We start from the raw sequence: 21,398 nt of genomic DNA, 5'->3' as shown, positions 1-21,398 counted from the left end.
AAGTTAGGAGCTAGGATTTAAAAACATCTCCTTAAAATACTCGCTACTTTTGCTTTTGGGAATTGTTTTTGTTGTGGGGAGGGCTAGGACTTCATAGTGCTTTGTGTATTCTAAGTAATGAAGCGAGATTCTATCACCCACACGCACTTCCTTGCTACTTTTTGCGACATTACCATTAATCTTTACCACACCATTATCGCACATATCTTGGGCAATACTCCGCCGCTTAAGGATATTTACACTACTCAAAAACTTATCTACACGCATTTACCGCCTCCTTTGGATTTTGCAACGATTGATTTTATACATTTTTGATGGGCTAGATTCTTTAAATCCTCGCCTATCACACACAATCACATCGCACACTTCATAAGCCCATTGTTTGCTAAAACTCTTCCCTGTTGGGTTGGCTGAAGTGGAATAAAGCATTTGAAAATCTAACAAAAAGCGTGAGTGAAGCTCATCTTTCACCACTCGCACTGCCTTGCCATTAGGATAGATAAAGGTGCTATTTTTAGCTTTGCGGATAGTATTTTTATGCTTGTTTGGCACACGCACAAGTTTTTTTAGCCCCGACAAATGAGAAGATTCTATGAGTAATGGTTGAGATTCTGGGCGTGATTTGCAAAGGTTTAGAATCTTGGGATTCTTGCTTAATAATCCTGCTGTAGTATCACTTTGTGCTAAAAATATAGAATCTTGCCTCATCTTAAGCTCCCTAGAATCTTAATTAAAGATTCAAAATCTTATCATAAGATAAATAATCCCTTTTGATGTGCGTTTTAAAATATTGCAATTTTTTTTGAAGTTTTATATTTTTGGAATATCTATTGCTTGTAGTTTTGTGTGAATATTGCAGATTTTAATGGAAAGGATACAATATGTTAAGGTCTTTATGGTCAGGCGTTAGCGGTATGCAAGCACATCAAATCGCACTTGATGTGGAGAGTAACAATATTGCCAATGTTAATACGGTTGGTTTCAAATACTCAAGGGCATCGTTTGTGGATATGCTATCCCAAATCAAACTTATTGCTACTTCACCTTACAAAAACGGGCTAGGAGGGCAGAATGACTTCTCAATCGGTCTGGGTGTTGGGATTGATGCAACGACAAAGGTTTTTTCACAAGGGAATACGCAAAATACCGATGTGAAAACTGATATTGCCATTGAGGGCGATGGATTTTTCATCATCTCGCCAGACCGCGGGACAACGCACAATTATACGCGTAATGGAGAGTTTCTCTTTGATGCAAATGGGAATCTTGTAACAACAGGTGGCTATGTGGTGCAAGGCTGGGTGCGTCCTCCGCTTGAATCTGCTGAATCTGGTACAATGAGTGATTTTGACTTTTTTAGAGTGGATAATACAGGACCGGTGAGGAATATTCAAATTGATCCGGGTATGGTTATGCCAGCACGCGCGACAAAAACTATCACTTTGAGAGCTAATCTTAACGCAGGGCGACATATTAACCAAATGCAAGAGATAGCGGCACTAGATTCTACAGCAAGAACTGCTGCTGATGGGATTTCGCCAGTGTATGATTCTCGTGGTGTGCTTATGCAAGTGGGTGAAGATATGGGTGTGTTGTTTAATGATGATGGCGATGCGTTTGCGTTAAATGAAAATCAAGGCATTTGGATGAGCTATAAAACAGCGGTGATTAAGCACGATACTGTGGCAACCGATGAAGTTAGCACAATAGGTATTAATGGCGAGAAAGTAAGCTTTTCTAACAATTCTGCGATAACGGGTGTTAGCTCCATTGTAGCAGCACAGAATGCGATTAATTCAATAAGGGACAAAACGGGTGTAAATGCCTATGTGGATGCGGGGCAGCTAAGGATTGAAAATCGCAATCAAATGGACGGCGGAGAGAAGGTCAAAAATGTCCGCATTACTGCTGATGGCACGGGTGTATTCCAAAACTTTGTGAAGGGTGAAGAGGATATTACTGCCTTTAGATACCGCTATACAAAATCCGAAGATGCAGATTCTACAACAGGGCAGTTTAGGACAACAGAGGATTTAAGAGCGCTTATTCAATATGATGCAAATATGATTAAAAATCCAGAGAAAACTTACCAAGAAAGCACCGCTTCAGTGGCTGTAACGCTGAATCGTTGGGGTATGTTTGAGATCACAAATGGTGATGATGCTGATGATGAGCAACGCAACCTAAGCCTTTATGTAACAAGCCACTTTTCAGACAATGTAACAAACAATGTCCTTTTCAAAGAAACATTTAAGGCATTAAATACCGCTTCACTTATTGAGGGTGGTGCGGCTGTCAATACAGGCAAGATTAATAAGGCTACACACGCCACAAGTGTGGATATTGTAGATAGTTTGGGGAGTAAGCATAATATCCGCTTTGAGTTTTGGAAGACAGGCGATGCAGTGTGGAGCTTTAGGGCTGTGGTGCCTGAACCTGCACAATTTGTCGGTGGTTCGGCAACTAAGCCTAATGTCTTTGAGGGTGGGAGGGCGACATTTAATAGCGATGGCTCACTCTCTGGTATGAATCCGCCGGTATTACAATTTGACCCAAAAAATGGAAGTAAAGGTCCTCAAAGACTTGAGCTTAAATTTGGTGCGAATGAGAGTTTTGGGGGCTTAACAAGTGTGGATAAAATCTCTGAAACTTATGCGATTAATCAAAATGGCTATCAAGCTGGGGATTTGATGGATATTCGCTTTGACTCAAATGGCTCGTTGCTTGGGGCGTTTAGTAATGGACGCTCAATTGCCCTAGCTCAAGTAGCGTTGGCAAACTTTGCAAACAATACCGGTTTGCAAGCTGAAGGTGGGAATGTATTCTCACAAACAGGGAATAGCGGTGAGCCGATGATTGGTGCGGCAAACACAGGGCGTAGAGGCGGTGTTAGCGGAAGTAAGCTAGAGATGAGTAATGTGGATTTGAGCCGAAGTTTAACGCAACTCATTGTCGTGCAAAGAGGCTTCCAAGCCAACTCAAAGGCGGTTACAACTTCAGACCAGATTCTAAATACGCTTTTAAATCTTAAACAATAATTTTCATAGATTCTATGTTTAAAGCATAGAATCTAGCCTTTATTTATGGGTATTAAAAGGCTTAGAGCCGATAATCCCTCTCCATATTGCACTTGAAGAAAGTGTGAAAAGTAAAATCTTAAAAACCATTTCACTTTGCTTATGCATAGAATCAAATTCAGCCGTGCCAAAGCTCCCTAGAGCTTGAGATTCCATTATATAGGGCGTGTAATAAAGTGTAAAAAGAAAGATAAGAATGACATTTATCCCGCCGAGCATAAGCCATAATTGACGCTGTGTGCTGTTAGAAAAAAGCCTAGCTGTAAAGAATGTGGCAAGCTCATAAGTGATAATAACAAGAGCAAGGATATTAAAATACACATTGCATTTTTCAAAGATTTTGCCCATAAGTAAGCCGCTATCGCCGATTGAAAGCTGTGGCAAGAAGCTTGAAGCACCAAAGATGGTCGCTGCTGCAAACGCACAGGCAATAATGCATCCAAAGCCAATGCCGAGCATTAGCCCATACACAGAATCAAGAATACGAAAAGTTTTGTAAAGATTCATTTTTATTCTCCTTTAATGATTTTCATTATTATAAATGAAGAATCTAAATCTAAAAATTATAGTTTTTGGTAAATTTGTTACATTGCGGGGGGGGGGGGCATTTTATGCTTTTCTAAGTATTTTGAGTTTAGAATCCGAGTCCTTTTTGTTTTTTTAAGCTTTCAAGGTTTTGGGACTTTGTCATTTTGAGGTTTAAGATTCTAAAATCTTCTAAGTATTTTGAGTTTTGCTATTTTTTAATTTTTTTTACAAGGAGATAATTCGCGTGAAACCCATTCTCTCACTATTCATTCTGCTATGCCTATCACCTAGCATAGCATTTGCCTATCTTGATCCAGGCACCGGTTCTTTATTGCTCTCATCAGCTATTGCCCTCTTTGCTTCAGCAATATTCTTCTTTAAAAGCATTTTTTATAAAGTTATTTCCCTGACAGCTGAAGGGGGGGGGGTAAAGTTTAAGAAAGGAAAGCAAGAAAATCATAAACTTGTCTTTTATAGTGAAGGTAAGCAATATCATAATGTTTTTAAACCTATATTAACTTATCTAGATTCTATCTCTTATCCTTATACCTATCTTACTTCATCAAAAGAGGATTTTGAACTATACATAAAAGGATTAGATTCTAAAAAAGATTCTGCACGGAAAACAGAATCTACTAAAAACACAGATTTTATAGACAGCATAAACCAAACAACACAGAATCTAGATTCTAGCAATACAAACAAAAACACAACACAAAATTACAATCCCAACGCACAATTTGAATACATCGGTAGTAGCGATAGTCCAAAAGCTATTTCTTGTCTTAATAGCCTTAGGGCTGATATTGTGATGATGAGCACACCACAGCTTGATATATTGCAAATCAAGCGAAGCAAAGGTGTGAAGCATTATAGTCATATTATCCACTCACTTCCACATGTAGATATTTATGAGGTGTTTGCACTTGATTACTTTGATAGTGTTTTCACAAACTCAATCATACATACAGATTTTATCCACGAAGTAGAAAGAGTAAGAAATCTTAAAACAAAAGAAGTTGTCATTACTGGCTGCACCTATCTTGATATTTTACAAGAAAAATTGCAAGCCTACAAAAAGCTTGATGATGAGAAAAAGATACACTTTTTTCCAAATACAGACACAAAGACCACTATACTTTTAGCACCATCTTGGGGAAGAGAGGCTTTGCTTAGCAAATATGGTATGAAGCTTATTGAGCCTTTTATAAACTCTCCTTTTAATCTTATTATTCGTCCTCACCCACAAAGCTATAATTCCGAAAAAGAACTGCTAGATTCACTGCAAGTCCAAACTAAAGATTGCAAGAATATCGTATGGGATAATAACAGGGATAATATCTATGCCCTATATCGTGCAGATATGATGATGGGGGATTTCTCTGGTGTGATATTTGACTTTGTATGTTTGTTTGAAAAGCCCGTGCTAACACCTACATTTGATTTTAATATCATAGGCTATGACTTAGAAGATATTTATGAAACACCTTGGGTAAAAGATGCCCTAACTAAGATAGGCAGAAGCATTGAGCCTAGTGAGTTTGATAGACTGCCAAGCGTTATAGAATCTTTACTGCAGGATAAAGAGGGTTATGACAAGCTCAAAGAAAATATTAGAGAGATGAAAGCACTTCTTTGGGAGTATCAAGGTGTGGGTGGTATCAAAACCGCACAAGAGATTTTAAGAATAGAAAAAGGGATTCTGGAATCTAGACTACAAGATAAACTAGAGCTGCATAATGAGATTAATGCGATTAACAAAGTGCTAGGGAATGTTGGTATATGTGGAGATTCTCATATTATTTTGCAGGATAAAAAAGATTCTATACAAAATCTAAATTCTAAAAAAGATATTGCAAAGGATAATGTATGATTGCTGAACTTCTCCATTATGTATTTATATTTCCTTTAGAACAAGTGCTTGAAGTTGTATTGCATAATATCCTTAAGGTAATACCAAGCTATGGCGTAAGCATTATTTTACTAAGCCTTGTGGTTAATCTCTTTTTGCTTAAAATATTTCTCTATACTGATAAAAAGGCACAACAAGAAGCAGATTTAAAAGAAAAACTAGACAAAAGGATTAAGTCGTGGAAGAGCATGTATAAGAGAGCAAAACTCTATGCTTTTACACAAGCGCTATACAGACAGCATAAGTATCATCCTATTTATGCTCTGCGCAGTCTTGGTGGATTAATGTTACAAATTCCATTTTTTATTGCGATGATTCATTTAATAGAGAATGCAGAGTATCTACAAAATGTGAGCTTTCTTTGGATAGATGATTTAAGCAAACCAGATTCTATTATGCTATTTGGCTTTAGCATTCATATATTACCTTTACTAATGAGTGCTTTTACACTTATCAATGTCTTTTATAGTTCAAAAGAGTTAGGTGCAAGAGTGCAAGGAAGCTTGATAGCTTTGCTTTTTTTAGTACTGCTCTATAATATGCCAAGTGCATTGGTGTTATATTGGACTTGTAATATGGGGTTTGCGTTGCTGAAGGCGGTGTTAAGCGTAAGAGGAAGTCGTCTCTTAGCCAAAATGCCAGAATTGTAGATTCTAAAGATACACAGGTAGCAAATCAGAATCTTTATAAACTTATTCAATATATAGTTATCGGTCTAAGTTTTATGATATGCGTATCTAGTCCTTATGCCTTGTATGTAACAGATTTAAATGCTTTTACACTCAAGACAATAGTGCCAACTTTAGCAGCATTGTTTGGGTTTTTTATACTTACTTCATTTATGCTTATCTACATCATAAGCTTTGTAAATCACAATAGTAGAATCTTTATCTTTATTTTATGGCTCATAGCGTGGATATTTTTAGCTCTTATGTTATTAGGCGTGAATTATGGTTTTGTGTTGCGTGGTGATTATGGCGTTATGAGTCATTTTTTCTTTGAAAAAAGTATTGTTTTAGATAAGACCCATAAAATCATTGATATTACAATGATTTTAGCTTATTTTATTTTTACTTTCATCTTGCTCTTCTTAAAATTTGCAAAACATATTATTCGGCTATGCAAAATATTCTTAATAGTGCTTGTAATTCAATCGCTCTTTTCATTGGTGACTGCCATTGATAATATTGCAAAAAGAAATGGTGTGGAAAAATTAACAACAAACAAAATGAGTAAAAAGACACAAATACTTGATTTTGCAAAAGAACATAACAATATTTTAGTATTGATACTGGATAGATCTGATGGATATATCGTCCATCAAATATTTAAGGAAAATGAAAATTTGAAGAATTCTTTCGATGGTTTTATCGACTTTACAAATGCGTTGAGCACATCCGGACTAACACTACCAACACTAACAAGTATTATTGCTGAAGAACACTATACTGCCTTAAATATCAATGCGAGAAATATTAACGATGGTTTAGCAAATGAGATTGCAAGAGGATATGCTGACATTCTCAATACTTTTGAAAATGCTGGTTATGCAGTATCCAGCATACTTGACTTTCCCACAGATTCTGTGCATTTATATCCATTGCTTAGAAATACAAGCAACATTCTTTTTGACACAGCTAGTCTACAAAGTATATATATTGAAAAATATTTAAGTGGAGCCAAGACTGATGAGATACCTCTCAAGCAACTTGTTTCCTATGGTTTGTTTAGAAGTGCAACTTATACCATTAGAAAAAGTATATATCGCCGTGGCTTATGGCTCTTTAGCAAACATGGAGTAATAAGCACAAGTTCATTAAGAGGTATATCTGAAATAAGAGCGTTAGTAGAATAAACAACAGCCAATGCTACTAAGCCTACATTTAAGTTTATCCACAATAGCATTACGCATAATTCGTATGGATTAGATGTAGCGTGCCAATTTAATCCCAAAGAGATTGCTTCTAAATAGGGATACTATCTATGAGGTAATGGAAGGACATTATAATAGTGAAAAATGTGCGTGGCAGTGGGTAGCCCAAATGTTGGAGAGCCTACAAAAGTTAGGCATATATGATAATACAGAGATTTTTATTACCTCAGATCACGGTACACAAAGTAAATTTCTCCCTGTAAAATACAATTTGCATATCCCATTATTTTACAAGCCATCACATTCCAAAGGTGAAATAAAGCAAGATTCTAGAATCGTTACAAACTATGACATTCCCGCATTATTTTGCAATAATCTAAAAGAAGGTTGTCCCAATATTAATTCAATTACACTTGATTCTATCCCCCATACAAGAAAGATTCGGGCAATAAATATTGGTGGTGGATGGAAGATTGAAAATCAAAATCCAAATAGCTTTAATATATTTAAATTTTCACTTTTAATGGTAGCGATATCTATGATGAAAATGCTTGGCAAAAATAAGATTATAAGAATTTTACCTCTTTGACTCTAGATAAGTTTATTTATTAGGATGTGTATCTAAAGAATGTATAAGTTATGGTATAATGCAGAGGTTGTCTCAAGGAGCTTGTATGAAAAGTTATGAAAAAAGTGTCTATGTCGCTATGGCGGCAGATTTACTACACGCTGGACATATTAATATTTTAAAGATTGCTAGGCAAAAGGCAGATAAGCTAAAAGCAAAAGTTGTGGTTGGGCTATTGACGGATAGTGCGATCGCAGAAGTTGATGAACCAGCTTTTCTGGATTATAACCAACGAAAAGAAGTATTAGAAAATCTCAAACTTATCGATGAGATTATTCCGCAAGAAACTTTTAGTTATATATATAACCTTCATATCATTAAGCCCATTCTTGTCATTCACGGCGATGACTGGCAGAGTGGCTATCTACGACACTATCGAAACGAGGTTATAGAAGTGCTACACGCGCTTTATCCGCAACAGCATACAGGTATGGATTCGCATCCAAATCTTTTGGAGATCCCGTATAGCCACAATATTAATGCACTTGGCATTAAAAAAGCATTGCATTCACTTGGCATTAGCACAAACGCAAGACAGTCTCGCCTGAGAAAATTGCTTGCACTCACCCCCCCCCCGCATTGCCGTCCTATTAGAATTCTAGAGACCCACTCCGCCATATCCGCCCTTATCGCACAAAATGCCTATGTAGAATCTAATGGAAAAAGACTAGAGTTTGATGGTTTTTGGAGTTCTAGCCTTACAGATAGCACAAGTAGGGGTAAGCCAGACATTGAAGCAGTGGAGCTAACAAGCCGCTTAAACACCATTAATGAAATCTTTGAAGTAACCTCAAAGCCCTTGATTTATGATGCTGACACAGGTGGCAAGATAGAGCATTTTGTCTTTTCGGTAAGAAGTTTGGAACGCACAGGCGTTAGTGCTGTCATTATTGAAGATAAAATGGGATTAAAGAAAAACTCGCTTTTAGGCAATGATGTAGAACAAACTCAAGAAGATATTGAAGTCTTTTGCGACAAGATTAGAGCGGGGAAAAACGCACAAATCACACAGGATTTTATGATTATTGCACGCATTGAATCTTTAATCTTAGACAAAGGGCAAGAAGATGCACTCAAAAGAGCTTTTGCTTATATTAACGCTGGGGCAGATGGCATAATGATACATTCACGCCAAAAAAGCCCTGATGAAGTATTAACTTTTCTTAAAGCCTTTAGAGAGAAAGATTCTAAAACGCCTGTGGTAGTCGTGCCTACAAGCTTTAATGAAATCACTGCAAAAGAGCTAGGGGAAGCTGGGGCAAACATTATCATTTATGCTAATCACTTGCTTAGATCTTCATTTGTAGCAATGCAAAAGGTCGCACAAGGGATTTTGGAGTTTGATAGAAGCAAAGAGATGGAATCTTCTTGTATGAGTGTGAAGGAGATTCTCTCACTTATACCTGGAACAATATAATGTTAGACACACAAGAATTTGGCGATTACTTACAAAGTGTAGGGTTAAGGGATTTTGTCGGTGTGCCTTGCTCATATCTTGCACCGCTTATTAATTATGCGATTAATAGCAAGCGATTTATTATGAGTAATAATGAGGGCGATGCGGTAGCGATTGCAAGTGGGGTGAGTTTATGTCGGCTAATTCATAGCAATTCGTCTTTGGGGCATTCAGCTTGTGGCACTATTTCGGCGGAGTCTTCAAAAATCGCTCAATCACTTACTTCAAGTAAGCTCAATCGCGATTTTTTTGACAACCACCAAACTAGCACCACAATCTTAGAATGCCAAGATTCTAGCAATATAGATTCTAGCAACGCAGAATCTCAAGTAGATTCTACCCCTTGTCATACTGAGCCTTTAGGCGAAGTATCTCACATAGAATCCAAAAAAGATTTTTCGCCTTTTTCAAAGGCTCAAAATGACAAAAACTTAGAATCTCAAATGGATTTAGCTCAAAATGACAAAAACTTAGAATCTCAAATGGATTCTACACACCAAGATTCTAGCAATTCTAAGATTGTGAGTGAAAAATGTGGGTTGCAAGGAAAATCTCAAGGGAGTTACCTAAGCGGAGACCTGTGCGATTTTTCGCAGCTCCCGCATTTATCGCCACAAGCTGAATTGCCTAAAAGTGCAGAAAAGCCAACGCCCCATAGCTATGGCGTGGTGCTAATGCAAAATAGCGGTCTCTCTAACGCCCTAAGCCCCCTAACAAGTCTTAACTATACTTTTAAGATTCCAATTCTAGGCTTTGTGTCCTTGCGTGGTGAAAGGGATTGTTATGGTAAAAACACAGATGAACCGCAGCACGAGTTGTTAGGCGTTATCACTGATAAATTACTAGAGACTTGCGAGATTCAATATACCTTTTTAGATTCAAATATGGATAGGGCTAAAATGCAAGTGCAAGAGGCTTTGGAATGGCTAGAAAAGGGAGAGAGTTTTTTCTTTATTGTGAAGGATAAAACCTTTTCTAAAGTTGCTCTTGTGAATGGGCATTCAGCTTGTGGCGACTTTTCGGGGAATGCGGCACACACTTCGTCTAGCGACGCACGCTCTAGTGCGTCTCATTGGCCTACCTTGCATAACCCCAAAAATTCACTCACAATCTTAGAATGCCAAATAGAATCTCATAATTTAAACTCTAGCCAAGATACTAGAATTGTGGATTTTCAAACTACATTATCTAATCACCAAATTAGCAACACAATCTTAGAATGCCAAGATTCTAACGATACAGAATCTCACGCCGATTCTGTCCCTTGTCATACTGAGTCTTTAGGCGAAGTATCTCACATAGAAGCTAAAAGAGATTTTTCGCCTTTTTTAAAGGCTCAAAATGACAAGATTCTAGAATCTCAAGTAGATTCTAACAACACAGATTCTAAACCTACACAACCCACAAACAAAATACCTACACGGCTAGAAGCTTTGACAATTTTGCATACTCTAGCAAAAGATTCTAAAGCCTTATTACTTGCTACCACAGGTAAATGCGGTAGGGAGCTTTATGAGATAGAGGATAGTCCAAATCAGCTCTATATGGTTGGCTCTATGGGCTGTGTAAGCTCCCTTTCACTTGGCATTGCGTTAAAAAGTAAGCAAAAAGTCATTGCCATAGATGGCGATTCTGCCTTGCTTATGCGACTTGGTGCATTAAGCACAAATGCGTATTACACAAGAAATAGGGATAATTTTTGCCATATTTTGCTAGATAACGAAAGCCACGATAGCACTGGTGGGCAGTTTAATCTCTCACCTTTTGTGGATTTTAGTAGTATTGCTAGGTCGTGTGGGTATGTGAATGTGTATATAGCGGAGAGTTTAGAAGAGTTTGAGTTGTATGTTCGGTTGTTTTTAGATGCGAGGAATTCAGCTTGTGGCAATTCGTCTTTGGGTAGTCATTTGCAAGATTGTGTGGATTTTGAGGCAGTCATTACTCATAAGGTAACTCCTGCCCCCAAATTCACACAAAACTTACAAAGCAATACCGCACTCGTGCGTAGCACTAGGAAGGAATTGTCGGGGTGGGAGATTTTTAAGGGGGAGGGAGCGACTTCGCAATTTAAGCCCTTCCTCCTTAAAGAAAAAAATAAAAAATCTAAAAATCAAAACATTTCAAACAAAGATACTTCGCTTACGGCTCAGTATGACAAAGTTATAGAATCTCAAGCATATTCTAACAATACAGAATCTAAAAAAGGGGCGTGGTTTATCTACCTTAAAATCCAAAAAGGCTCTAAAGAGAATTTAGGGCGACCAAAGATTACACCACAAGAAGTAGCACAAAGGCTAAGCGAGCATATGCGGGGGTGGGGCGATGAGTTTTAGTACAAGATGGGTTTTTTGCAAAACTACAAGATGAGACAATAGTTGGAAACAAAAATTAAAAATAGAGAAGTTTCATAAACTGAAGCTTAAAAAATAAATTCAAAATAAGGAACGAGAATGCAAACGAAGACTTGGCGGGATATTTGGGAAAGTAAAAGGCTAGATTCTAGTATGAACTTGCAAAATATGGACACAAACGAAGTGATAAAAGAGTTATTGCGATGTAATGGCTTTGATTCTAAAACCGGTTCGTTTAGCATTGAGTCTTATCGTAATTTTATTGCAGATATATTCCAAAAAGCTAAGTTGGGGCAATGTGATAGTATGTATGAAGTAGGTTGTGGGGCTGGTGCGTTTCTCTATGCAATAAATATGCAAAAAGCAGAAAACAATCAAACGGCTATAAATAGCATAAATACAAGCACAGATTCTACGGGGGGGGGGCAAATGCTGTCTCAATGTGATGTGTTAGAAAATCCGCTTTCTACCCTAGATTTTAAGGATATTAGAGGCTTTAAAAAACTTGGCGGTATTGACTATTCTAAGAATTTATCTCACATTGCAAAGTTAGTATTGCCTTATGCAAATATCACTCAAGGTGAGGCAAAGGATATAGATTCTGCGTCTTATGATAGTGTTTGCTCATTTGGTGTGTTTCATTATTTTCCGTCTTTACAGTATGCAAAAGAAGTGATTGCAAAGATGATTGATAAGGCTAGAAAAAAGGTTTTATTTCTTGATATTTTGGATTTAGACCAGAGAGAAGCAGACATTGCCTATAAAAAGCAAATATGTGGTGATGACTATGAAAAGCTATATGAAGGCACAACAAAACATTTGTATTGTCCAAAGGATTTGTTTGTGGAGCTTGCAGAATCTAAGCAGTGCGAGATCTATATAGAGCAACAAAATATTAAAGGTTATGCAAACTCGCCTTTTAGATTCAATGTCATAATGGAGAAAAAAGATTAATGCAAGCGGTTATTTTAGCAGCTGGGCTTGGTTCTAGGCTTGGCGATATTAAGAAGAATCTACCAAAAGGCTTTCTCTATATAGAATCTTTACAAGAAACTTTGATTGAGCGAAGCTTAAGGCTTTTAAAGGAAGCAGGCATACAAGAAATCATTATTGGCACAGGGTATGAAAACAAAGCTTATGATGCCCTAGCAGATAGGCTTTCAACTAAAGATTTTAAGATAATAACGCATAAAAATAAAGATTTTGCAACCACTGGAAGTGCTTATACGCTGTGGTGTTTAAGAGAGTTGATTACACAAGATTTTTTACTTTTAGAATCTGATTTGGTATATAATCCTTTGGCGATTAAAGCTCTGCTTCAAGATGAAAGAAAAAATCTTGTTTTAGCAAGTGGCACAACACGGAGTGGCGATGAAGTGTATATGAGTATCGTGCAAGGCAAACTACAAGATTTAAGCAAGGATAAAACAAAGCTAGATTCTATTGATGGAGAGCTAGTTGGCATTTCTAAGATTTCTTTACAAAGCTTTGTAAAGCTTGATTGCCATAGTCAAAATGATTATGAATATTTACTAAAAGGTTTTGATGTGTTAAAGATTGAGAATCTTATATGGTGTGAGATTGATTGCTTGGAGCATTTAGAGCGAGCAAAAAAGCTTATTATCCCAAAGATTCTTAAAAAAGATTCTCAATAAAATTATAAAAAAGGAAAAATATGAAAAACATACTTTTAAATCCGGGTCCAGCAAACACAACTCTAAGCGTGAAACTAGCACAGGTGGTAGAAGATATTTGTCCGCGAGAAGAAGAGTTTGGTAAAGTTATGGAGGAAGTAAGCAAAGGACTTGTTGAGTTTGTGGAAGGTGGTGATAAAGTAAAGGCAGTGCTTTTTGGTGGGAGTGGGACTCTAGCGGTTGAGGCGTGTGTTAGCTCCGTTGTAGGCAGTAATGATAAATTAGCGATTATCATAAATGGTGCGTATGGACAAAGAATTGCTGATATGGCAAAATATGCGGGTATTAACTATGTAGCATTTGAATCTGATTTTTTGAATCCCATTGATTTTGCGAAACTAGATGAATTTCTACAAAAGGAAAAACCACAATTTCTAGCCCTTATCCATAGCGAAACAACAAGTGGTTTAATAAATGATTTAGATTCTATAAGTCGTATTTGCAAACCTTTGAATATTAAGATAATTGCTGATTGTATGAGTAGCTATGCGTGTTATCCCTTAAGCCTTGATATTGTGGATTTCATTATTGCATCAAGCAATAAAAATATTCAAGGAATGGCAGGAGTAAGCTTTGTAATCGCCAATGAAGCAAATATTTTAAAGGCTACCTATGCAAAAAGCCTTTATCTTGACTTAAAAGCACAATATGAGTACTTCACACATAATTACCAAATGCGATTTACCCCACCTGTGCAAACACTTTATGCGCTAAGGCAGGCTATTAATGAATTAAGAATAGAGGGCTTAAAAAATCGCTATAAAAGATATGAGCAAAGCAACAAGATTCTAAGAGATGGTTTAACTCGGCTTGGCTTTGATATTTACCCAAAAAACTCTTATGGTGTTATTATTACAGCTATTACTCTTTCTGGTGGTATGGAATTTAATGAATTGCACTCTTATTGTAAAGAAAGGGGCTATACGATTTATCCCGGAAAAATTGCTGGTTTAAATATGTTTCGCATAGCAAATATTGGAGATATTGAATCAAGTGATTTACAAGGGTTTTTAGATGTATTGGAGACATTTGTAGGAAAGTATAAATAAAATATTATCAAGCATAACAAGTATTGTATCAAAGCTATGTTAAAATTCTTTGCTTATTTTGATGGGATAAAAATTTATAGAAAGGATTGTAGATGGGGCAATGCGTGAAAATACAATGGCAATGCGTGATTTAGGGGAGTTTGATATAGCTATAATCGGTCTAGGCGTAGCAGGGAGCAATCTTGCCTCGCTTTTAGATTCTCGTCTCAAAGTCATCGCTATTGATAAAAAAGATTCTAGCGGAGATTGTTTTGATGAGAGCTTTCATAAGCCTTGTGGTGGGCTACTATCCGAGGGTGGGCAAAAGGCATTTGCCGCACAAGGGCTAAATCTCCCTACATCTTTGCTTGTAGAGCCTCAAATCTTTGCTATTAATACCATTGATTATGGCTATTCTCACGCCTCATATATCCAAAAGGGTTATATCAATATGGAGCGACACGCCTTTGATTTATGGCAAAAATCACGCATTCCTAGTCATATCTCCACATTTCATAATGCGTATTTTAAAAGCCTAAAACAAGAAGAGGATAGAATCTACACACTTCATTTTAAGCAACAAGATTCTAAACACTCAAAAATATCCCAAGATTTTACCTGTAAGGCTAGAATTGTCATCGGGGCAGATGGGGCAAAAAGCCACCTTAGGCGTTATCTCTACCCACAGCTTAAGACAAAGTCGCTTGTGTGTATTCAAGAATGGTATAAGGAAAATAACGCCCCTATGCTTTCTTGTGTGTTTGATAAGCAGCTCACGCCAAGTTATAGCTGGAGTATGTCAAAAAATGGTTATTTTATTTTCGGTGGGGCGTATCCGAACGCAAATTGCCAAGAGCGATTTGCCACACAGATAGAGCGACTTAGCACTTTAGGCTTTATTTTTGGAAAACCGCTCAAAAAGGAGGCGTGTTTAGTGCTGCAACCCACGAGATTCAAGGATTTTGTCTTAGGGCATAGTGGTGTGTTTTTAATCGGTGAGGCAGCTGGGTTTATTAATGCAAGCACGCTGGAAGGCATAAGCGGAGCGATGAATAGCTCTAGGATTCTAGCCCATATTTTAAATGCCTGTGATATAAATGCGTTGCATTCTGCCGATAAGATTCACAACGCCCTGCATAAAGCATATAGAACAAAGGCTAGAATGCTTATTTTAAAAACTTTGTTTCGCCATTATGTGCGGTATCCTTTTATGTTTGTGCCTTGCATTCGGCGTTTGATTTTGCGTTTTGGGCTATTGCGTCTAAGAAAAGGGCTAGAAAATGGCAAAATCATCTAGCGTAGAATCTAGTTTAGAATATGGACAATGCTAGAATCTTGCTTTAATCCCAAAACATTCTCCCCATCTTTACCAAAAGATGTGCAATTTATCCTTCATCACTTGCAATCGCACGGATATGAGGCGTATATTGTCGGTGGGTGTGTGCGTGATATGATTTTACATATTTTAGAATCTCAAAGCAATGCCAAAAGCGATGTGAAGTCTCAAAATCTACCAAGTGATTATGATATTGCCACTTCTGCCCTGCCAAGTGAAGTGATAAGGCTTTTCCCCCGCACAATCCCCACCGGCTTAAAGCACGGCACGATAAGTGTTATGTATGATAATATAATGTATGAGGTTAGCACCTTTCGCATAGAGGGGACTTATAGTAATAAACGCGCTCCAGATAGCGTGAGTTTTACCCTTGAGTTGAAGCAGGATTTGCAAAGGCGGGATTTTACGATGAATGCCCTTGCGTATTCGCCATATACGGGACTTATTGATAAGGTAGGTGGGCTAAGGGATATTATCAATCGTAAGATTATGTGTGTGGGGGAGGCACATTTGCGTTTTGATGAAGATGCTTTAAGAATCTTGCGTGCGTTGCGTTTTGCTGCGACTTTGGGCTTTGAGATAGAATCTCACACGGATTCTGCATTGCGAGAATGTGCTAAGAATTTATGCTATATCTCAAAAGAACGCATAAGAGATGAGCTAACAAAACTTCTATGCGGGAGGGCAGCTCAAAAAATTGTGCGTGAGTATAGCGATGTGCTTTGTGTAGCACTTGGCGGAATGATAAGACTTCAAGGACTAGCAGTGATATTGCCACAAAATGTAGAATCTCACACGCTTGTTTGGGCTTTATTTTTGGCTCAAGTGTGTCAAAGGCAGAGAGTAGAAGCACTCTTAGAATCTTTAAGGTTTGATAATAAAACAAGGCGGCATATCGTGGAGATTCTAAAAGCGTGTGAAATACCACTTAGGGCAAGTAAAGATGAGATAGCAAGGCACATTATTGCTCTTGGTGGGCGAGAGGCTAGGCGTGAATGGCTGAGTGGAGAGCGGATTTTGCGTGATATGATAAGGCTTAAGAGTGTTATTGCAGATGAACAGGGGCTAAAAGAGTTTAAAAAAAATGTGGAACAGGTGCTAGATTCTACATTGCCCTTAAGTCTCAAGGAGCTGTGTATAAATGGCGATGACTTAAGGGCATTGGGCTTTGTGGAAAAAGACATTGGCAGAATCTTGCAGATATTGCTTGAAGAGATTGTGAGTGAAAAATTAAAGCATTCTAGGGAAGCTTTGCTTGTAAGGGCGAGGGAGCTAAGGGGTTAGGTTTATGCTTTTGTTGTTGAATCTTAGCTTATTGAAGCTTTGCGTGATATTCTAGGCTTTTGTTTGTGTAGCTAGAATCTACTTTGAGATTTTAAGCCTTTGTCATATTTGCAAGTGTAGGCAAGAGCTTTGCTCGTGCGAGCCTTTGAAAAAGGCGAAATATCTTTGTTAGATTCCTTGTAAGATACTTCAGCTAACGCTTCAGTATGACAAGTTGCGGAGTTTGCGTGAGATTCTAAGCATTACAAAGGTGTGTAAATCTCATTCCCAATGCTTTTGTATCGTTCCCAATAAAAGTCGACAAACTCTCTAACTTGTGGATTCAAAGCGTGATAGCCTTTGTTGTTTATGTAAGTCTTAAGCCACGCATTTGCCGGGAGCTTTTGTATATAGTGGTTGGCAAGGGATTTATAAGTGTGCTGATACCACGCTATGAGCTTAGGGTAATGCTCTTTGTGAATCTGCAAATGCGGTGTTTGTGTCTTATCAAAGCTTAATACCCCGCTTTGAAATAACCCACTCAAATGCAATAATCCCTCGCAATAATATGCCAGAACTTCCAAGCTCTTCCTCCACGCCATAAGCCCAACGCAACGCCTAATGTGGTCTTCAAGTAAAGATTCTAAAATTTTATCCATTCCACCCAAGCTTGTTTCATAAGCAAGAATCTCTTTCAAATCTTTGCAATCCGCAGAATCTTGCCCCATATTTTTTGCTTTCTCATAGTGTAAAAACCACGCCACAAGTCCACCGCAAGTAGCCTTAAATTCTTCTATATTTTTAAACTCTCCATCAATATTCATAAGCCCCTCACTCTGCCAATCCACCCACAGAATATGCCCAAACTCGTGTCCATTCGTGCTAATGTCATACATAAAGTGCCAAAGCCTTTCATTATGAAATAAAATCTCACGCCACTTCTCCAAAAGCTCCGCCCCGAAAAACTCTACATTAATTTTCATCTGCGGTTTGGCTTTAGCTTGATTGATGATTCTATCTGGGAAAGCAAAGATCTTTTTGCCCTTTTGACTGGAGATTGTCTCATCATTTGGCACCACTTGTGCGGAAAATAGTCCATTATTCTCCGCTCCATAATACAAAAGCGGCATTGAGTTATACAAGCTTGTTTGCTTAAACGCACAAGTAATGGCATTATAAAGCGTAGAATCTAGCTCTAATTCTTGACTTAATGTTTGAAACATTGCCCCCACAAGATTCTTTGCATAGCTTTGTGTTTCATTCTTTTTATTCTCTAGGCGTAAGTCCCATTCAGGTGCGACACTATGGCGATAAATATCTTCATAATATTCAAAGGGGTGGGCGATTTGCAAAGGCGTTTTGATAGCCATCCACGCTAAATCCACTTCCTGCCATCGCTGAATGAGATTTTTACTCTCACTCTCTCCCCACGCTTTTATAAGTGCCTCAAAATAGGCAATATAAGCCTCTTTTGCCTGATAGATAGAATCTTCAAGCAAGTTAAGATGTGCAATACTTTGTTTTAGAGCTGCAATAATACGCTCCACATCTTGTGAGAATGCCTTGACATAGGGCTGTGAGATAAACTTTGTGCCAACTTGCAGCGGGATAGAGTAGCACCTCCCGATATATACGCCATTTTTATCTGTGTCAAGGCTAGATTCTAGAATCTGCCTTATCTCTTGTGTGCTTTTGTGAGAGTCTGCGGTGTTGGCTCGGTCATTTGCATTTGGCAAACTCCCTTCGCCTCCACCTTGAGAACCCAAAAAATCATCACAAGATACTTCTGCGGCGACATCTTGTGTAAAATCTAGGTTTGTGGGAGATTCTACGAAGCTATATGTTTTCTCAAAGTCTCGGTTTATCTTATCAATCAATCGTTTTTGCCACGATACAAAAAAGTCATTCATCGCAAGTCCAACGCGATGTGTGCTATATAAAATCTCCCTATAAAATGCACTTAAAAGCCCCTTTTGCTCTATGCTTTGTAAAAGATTTTCAAACTGAGCTTGATAGAATCTCATCACAAAGCTAAGGAGCATATATCGTGCTTTGTCAATCTTATTTTGTTTGTTTTCATTCTCTGCATATTGCGTTTGTAAAATCTGCACGATTTTATCCTCTCGCAAGTTGATGATACGCTCACACAAAGCCATAAGCGTAGATTGAGTAGGCTCAAGCTCACATTGCTTACTCAAATCGCAAAGCAGAGCATATTTCTTAGAATCTTTTTGCATAATAGAATCAAAGAATGTATAAATCTCTTTACTTTGAAGCTGACTAAGCTCATAAATCTGTGCGAGTTCATTTTCAAATACTGCTTTTGATTTTTTCATAATATCTCCTTGATTTTTGCTTGTGTGGGATAAATTAGCAAAACTTTGCCATAATATCGCTTAATAAATGACTTAAGCAAGGGAGGCAAATATGGATTCAAGTGAGCTTATGGATTCTCGTTTTGAACGCATTATTAGACAAAATCAGCTTAAAACCTACGCTGTTTTATGCGTGTATATTGCCATTTTGCCTTTTATTTTAGTAGCTCAAACTCTCAAGGGGTGCGTATGGCTAGAAATATTTTGTTTGTATTGCAGTTTGTTTATTTCTCGCAACCGCGAGTATATGGCGGATTCTGGTGCGGCGTATTTGATGAAAGATAGTGAGCCGATGATTGGAGTGCCAAATACAGGGCGAAAAGGTGGGGTATCTGGCTCTAAACTTGCGATGAGTAATGTGGATTTAAGTCGCAGCTTAACACAACTCATTGTTGTATAGAGAGGATTCCCAAGCAAACTCCAAAGCCGTAGCCACCTCAGACCAAATTCTCAATACTCTCCTTAACCTCTTGTAATCTATAGTTTTCTTGCTATAGATTACCCTTACTTTAAAGCCTTGCACAAGGCATAAAAAGATAGAGTGGAAAATTTATATATTTAGATAATATTTACATAGAACCTTTAGTATTCTATTTCTATTTCAAATACCAAAGGAAAGAAAATGCTAAAAATCAACATAACAAAAGTATTGCTTATAGGCATATACTCATCTACCCTACTTCTACAAGTCCAGGCAAAAGAATATGATGCCCAAGATATCGCTAATGTATTCTACGCACTCAATGGAGATGCCGCCAACCCTCATAAGAAAATCAACCATGCTAAGGGTTTTTGTGCTCTTGGTGAGTTTAAACCCGTTAAAAACATCACGCAAACACTCCAAATCCCCATACTCAATCAAAGCTCTATTCCTGCACAGATTCGCTTTTCTCTAGGTGGTGGTAACCCACAAGCAAGTGACAAATCAAAGCCCCGAGGCATTGCTATCAAACTAGAGGGCAAAAGCGAAAGCTGGGAGCTTGTTATGCTTAATACTGAAATCAACTTTGCTAAGAATCCTAAGGAGTTTTATGAGTTTTTTGCTATGAAAGTGCCCAAAAATGGCAAGCTAGATACCAAAAATATTCAAAAGCGTACACAAAAAGTAGCCTCATATCGCAATTTTGAAGCCCTACTAAGCACCATAGGTATTACAGGAAGCGTAGCTAACACAATGTATCACAGCATTCACGCATTTTATTTTAAAGACGCCAAAAGTGGCGACATGCTCCCTGCTCGCTTTAAACTCGTGCCCTTAAATGGCGTATCCTACCTCACAGATGAAGAGCTTCAAGCTCGCGGTGATGACTTTTTAGAATCTGATTTCAAAGCTAAAGTAGCTAAAAAACCTATTGAATACAAGCTCATAGTAGTATTTGCTAATGCCAATGACACCCTTAATGACACAACAGCCCTTTGGAGTGGTGAGCATAAAGAGTTGGCTATAGGCACACTCAAAGTAAATAAATACAATGGCATAGACTGCAATGGCGATGTGTTTATGCCAGGTACCCTCCCTCAAGGCATAGGTGAACCCAAAGATCCATTATTTAACTTACGCGATAGCACCTATGCTATTACCTTTAGTAAAAGACAATAACTACACCATCCACACATCCCATAAAAAGGGGCTTACCCTCTAAGCCCCCCCCCCTCTACATCTAACAAAGCATCCCCCATATCTCTCTTCTTACATCACTCTTCAAAGATTAAAAAGATAAATTAGCAAAACTTTGCCATAATATCGCTTAATAAATGACTTAAGCAAGGGAGGCAAATATGGATTCAAGTGAGCTTATGGATTCTCGTTTTGAACGCATTATTAGACAAAATCAGCTTAAAACCTACGCTGTTTTATGCGTGTATATTGCCATTTT

At 37.8% G+C, this 21,398-nt stretch carries 17 protein-coding genes and 1 pseudogene; 14 read left to right on the top strand and 4 right to left on the bottom strand.

The annotated features are described in order from the left end of the window. Window positions 1–3: 3 nt before the first annotated feature. Together EBF12_RS00450 and EBF12_RS00445 are read right to left on the bottom strand one after the other, a co-directional pair. Window positions 4–267: an RNA-binding S4 domain-containing protein gene (locus tag EBF12_RS00450; RefSeq protein WP_121725898.1), complete on the bottom strand. Its 264-nt coding sequence runs from the start codon at window positions 265–267 to the stop codon at window positions 4–6. Continuing rightward, the gene (locus EBF12_RS00445) at window positions 268–708 is read right to left on the bottom strand and encodes a Sua5 YciO YrdC YwlC family protein (protein WP_121725897.1); all 441 of its coding nucleotides are present in this window, start codon (window positions 706–708) and stop codon (window positions 268–270) included. Between the two features lie 173 nt (window positions 709–881). Here EBF12_RS00445 and flgE point away from each other — a divergent pair, with 173 nt between their 5' ends. After that, complete coding sequence (gene flgE / locus EBF12_RS00440; RefSeq protein WP_121725896.1) at window positions 882–3,038, top strand: flagellar hook protein FlgE; 2,157 nt, start codon at window positions 882–884, stop codon at window positions 3,036–3,038. Window positions 3,039–3,077: 39 nt separating this feature from the next. Here the strand turns inward: flgE and EBF12_RS00435 are convergent, their stop codons facing one another. Continuing rightward, window positions 3,078–3,584 (bottom strand): DUF4149 domain-containing protein, encoded by a 507-nt coding sequence (locus EBF12_RS00435; protein WP_121725895.1) that lies wholly within the window; start codon window positions 3,582–3,584, stop codon window positions 3,078–3,080. A 265-nt stretch (window positions 3,585–3,849) separates the two neighbouring features. Here EBF12_RS00435 and EBF12_RS00430 point away from each other — a divergent pair, with 265 nt between their 5' ends. From EBF12_RS00430 to EBF12_RS00390, 11 genes are all read left to right on the top strand, one after another. Then, window positions 3,850–5,478, top strand: coding sequence for a CDP-glycerol glycerophosphotransferase family protein (locus EBF12_RS00430; protein ID WP_121725894.1), 1,629 nt, complete (start codon window positions 3,850–3,852; stop codon window positions 5,476–5,478). After that, the gene (locus EBF12_RS11515; RefSeq protein ID WP_244196269.1) at window positions 5,475–6,167 is read left to right on the top strand and encodes a YidC/Oxa1 family membrane protein insertase; all 693 of its coding nucleotides are present in this window, start codon (window positions 5,475–5,477) and stop codon (window positions 6,165–6,167) included. Before EBF12_RS00430 ends, EBF12_RS11515 begins: the two co-directional genes overlap by 4 nt. A gap of 143 nt (window positions 6,168–6,310) precedes the next feature. Next, window positions 6,311–7,372 carry a hypothetical protein gene (locus tag EBF12_RS11510; protein WP_244196268.1) on the top strand — a complete coding sequence of 354 codons (1,062 nt, stop codon included), beginning with the start codon at window positions 6,311–6,313 and terminating at the stop codon, window positions 7,370–7,372. A 103-nt stretch (window positions 7,373–7,475) separates the two neighbouring features. Further along, window positions 7,476–7,979, top strand: a complete 504-nt coding sequence (locus tag EBF12_RS11220; RefSeq protein WP_167444776.1) for an alkaline phosphatase family protein — start codon at window positions 7,476–7,478, stop codon at window positions 7,977–7,979. Window positions 7,980–8,064: 85 nt separating this feature from the next. Then, complete coding sequence (aepX, locus tag EBF12_RS00420; protein WP_244196267.1) at window positions 8,065–9,435, top strand: phosphoenolpyruvate mutase; 1,371 nt, start codon at window positions 8,065–8,067, stop codon at window positions 9,433–9,435. Beyond that, the gene (locus EBF12_RS00415; RefSeq protein WP_121725893.1) at window positions 9,435–11,807 is read left to right on the top strand and encodes a thiamine pyrophosphate-dependent enzyme; all 2,373 of its coding nucleotides are present in this window, start codon (window positions 9,435–9,437) and stop codon (window positions 11,805–11,807) included. Before aepX ends, EBF12_RS00415 begins: the two co-directional genes overlap by 1 nt. 117 nt (window positions 11,808–11,924) lie before the next feature. Continuing rightward, window positions 11,925–12,779 (top strand): class I SAM-dependent methyltransferase, encoded by an 855-nt coding sequence (locus EBF12_RS00410; RefSeq protein ID WP_121725892.1) that lies wholly within the window; start codon window positions 11,925–11,927, stop codon window positions 12,777–12,779. Next, window positions 12,779–13,480, top strand: a complete 702-nt coding sequence (locus tag EBF12_RS00405) for a phosphocholine cytidylyltransferase family protein (RefSeq protein WP_121725891.1) — start codon at window positions 12,779–12,781, stop codon at window positions 13,478–13,480. The genes EBF12_RS00410 and EBF12_RS00405 overlap by 1 nt, the downstream gene beginning before the upstream one ends. Window positions 13,481–13,500: 20 nt before the next feature. After that, window positions 13,501–14,568, top strand: coding sequence for an aminotransferase class V-fold PLP-dependent enzyme (locus tag EBF12_RS00400; RefSeq protein ID WP_121725890.1), 1,068 nt, complete (start codon window positions 13,501–13,503; stop codon window positions 14,566–14,568). 100 nt (window positions 14,569–14,668) lie between these two features. Beyond that, window positions 14,669–15,844: an FAD-binding protein gene (locus EBF12_RS00395; protein WP_121725889.1), complete on the top strand. Its 1,176-nt coding sequence runs from the start codon at window positions 14,669–14,671 to the stop codon at window positions 15,842–15,844. Between the two features lie 27 nt (window positions 15,845–15,871). After that, window positions 15,872–17,167, top strand: coding sequence for a CCA tRNA nucleotidyltransferase (locus EBF12_RS00390; protein ID WP_121725888.1), 1,296 nt, complete (start codon window positions 15,872–15,874; stop codon window positions 17,165–17,167). A 242-nt stretch (window positions 17,168–17,409) separates the two neighbouring features. On the opposite strand, the gene ciaB is transcribed toward EBF12_RS00390, so the two are convergent. After that, window positions 17,410–19,482 carry an invasion protein CiaB gene (gene ciaB / locus EBF12_RS00385; protein WP_121725887.1) on the bottom strand — a complete coding sequence of 691 codons (2,073 nt, stop codon included), beginning with the start codon at window positions 19,480–19,482 and terminating at the stop codon, window positions 17,410–17,412. A gap of 334 nt (window positions 19,483–19,816) precedes the next feature. Here ciaB and EBF12_RS12290 point away from each other — a divergent pair. Beyond that, window positions 19,817–19,997: pseudogene (locus EBF12_RS12290) on the top strand (flagellar basal body rod C-terminal domain-containing protein); the annotation flags it as partial. Between the two features lie 146 nt (window positions 19,998–20,143). Continuing rightward, the gene (locus EBF12_RS00375) at window positions 20,144–21,121 is read left to right on the top strand and encodes a catalase (RefSeq protein ID WP_121725886.1); all 978 of its coding nucleotides are present in this window, start codon (window positions 20,144–20,146) and stop codon (window positions 21,119–21,121) included. Window positions 21,122–21,398: the final 277 nt, after the last annotated feature.

This window comes from Helicobacter labetoulli, from assembly GCF_003670275.1.
In the GTDB taxonomy this organism is placed as follows: domain Bacteria; phylum Campylobacterota; class Campylobacteria; order Campylobacterales; family Helicobacteraceae; genus Helicobacter_C; species Helicobacter_C labetoulli.
Note: the sequence above shows the minus strand (reverse complement) of the source record. Positions and strands in the feature narration are given on the sequence as shown.

Excerpts from the sequence above, each read along its gene's own strand:
- EBF12_RS00450 (WP_121725898.1), bottom strand. The coding sequence starts at position 267 with ATGCGTGTAGATAAGTTTTTGAGTAGTGTAAATATCCTTAAGCGGCGG.
- EBF12_RS00445 (WP_121725897.1), bottom strand. The coding sequence starts at position 708 with ATGAGGCAAGATTCTATATTTTTAGCACAAAGTGATACTACAGCAGGA.
- flgE (WP_121725896.1), top strand. The coding sequence starts at position 882 with ATGTTAAGGTCTTTATGGTCAGGCGTTAGCGGTATGCAAGCACATCAA.
- EBF12_RS00435 (WP_121725895.1), bottom strand. The coding sequence starts at position 3,584 with ATGAATCTTTACAAAACTTTTCGTATTCTTGATTCTGTGTATGGGCTA.
- EBF12_RS11515 (WP_244196269.1), top strand. The coding sequence starts at position 5,475 with ATGATTGCTGAACTTCTCCATTATGTATTTATATTTCCTTTAGAACAA.
- aepX (WP_244196267.1), top strand. The coding sequence starts at position 8,065 with ATGAAAAGTTATGAAAAAAGTGTCTATGTCGCTATGGCGGCAGATTTA.
- EBF12_RS00415 (WP_121725893.1), top strand. The coding sequence starts at position 9,435 with ATGTTAGACACACAAGAATTTGGCGATTACTTACAAAGTGTAGGGTTA.
- EBF12_RS00410 (WP_121725892.1), top strand. The coding sequence starts at position 11,925 with ATGCAAACGAAGACTTGGCGGGATATTTGGGAAAGTAAAAGGCTAGAT.
- EBF12_RS00405 (WP_121725891.1), top strand. The coding sequence starts at position 12,779 with ATGCAAGCGGTTATTTTAGCAGCTGGGCTTGGTTCTAGGCTTGGCGAT.
- EBF12_RS00400 (WP_121725890.1), top strand. The coding sequence starts at position 13,501 with ATGAAAAACATACTTTTAAATCCGGGTCCAGCAAACACAACTCTAAGC.
- EBF12_RS00395 (WP_121725889.1), top strand. The coding sequence starts at position 14,669 with ATGCGTGAAAATACAATGGCAATGCGTGATTTAGGGGAGTTTGATATA.
- EBF12_RS00390 (WP_121725888.1), top strand. The coding sequence starts at position 15,872 with ATGCTAGAATCTTGCTTTAATCCCAAAACATTCTCCCCATCTTTACCA.
- ciaB (WP_121725887.1), bottom strand. The coding sequence starts at position 19,482 with ATGAAAAAATCAAAAGCAGTATTTGAAAATGAACTCGCACAGATTTAT.
- EBF12_RS00375 (WP_121725886.1), top strand. The coding sequence starts at position 20,144 with ATGCTAAAAATCAACATAACAAAAGTATTGCTTATAGGCATATACTCA.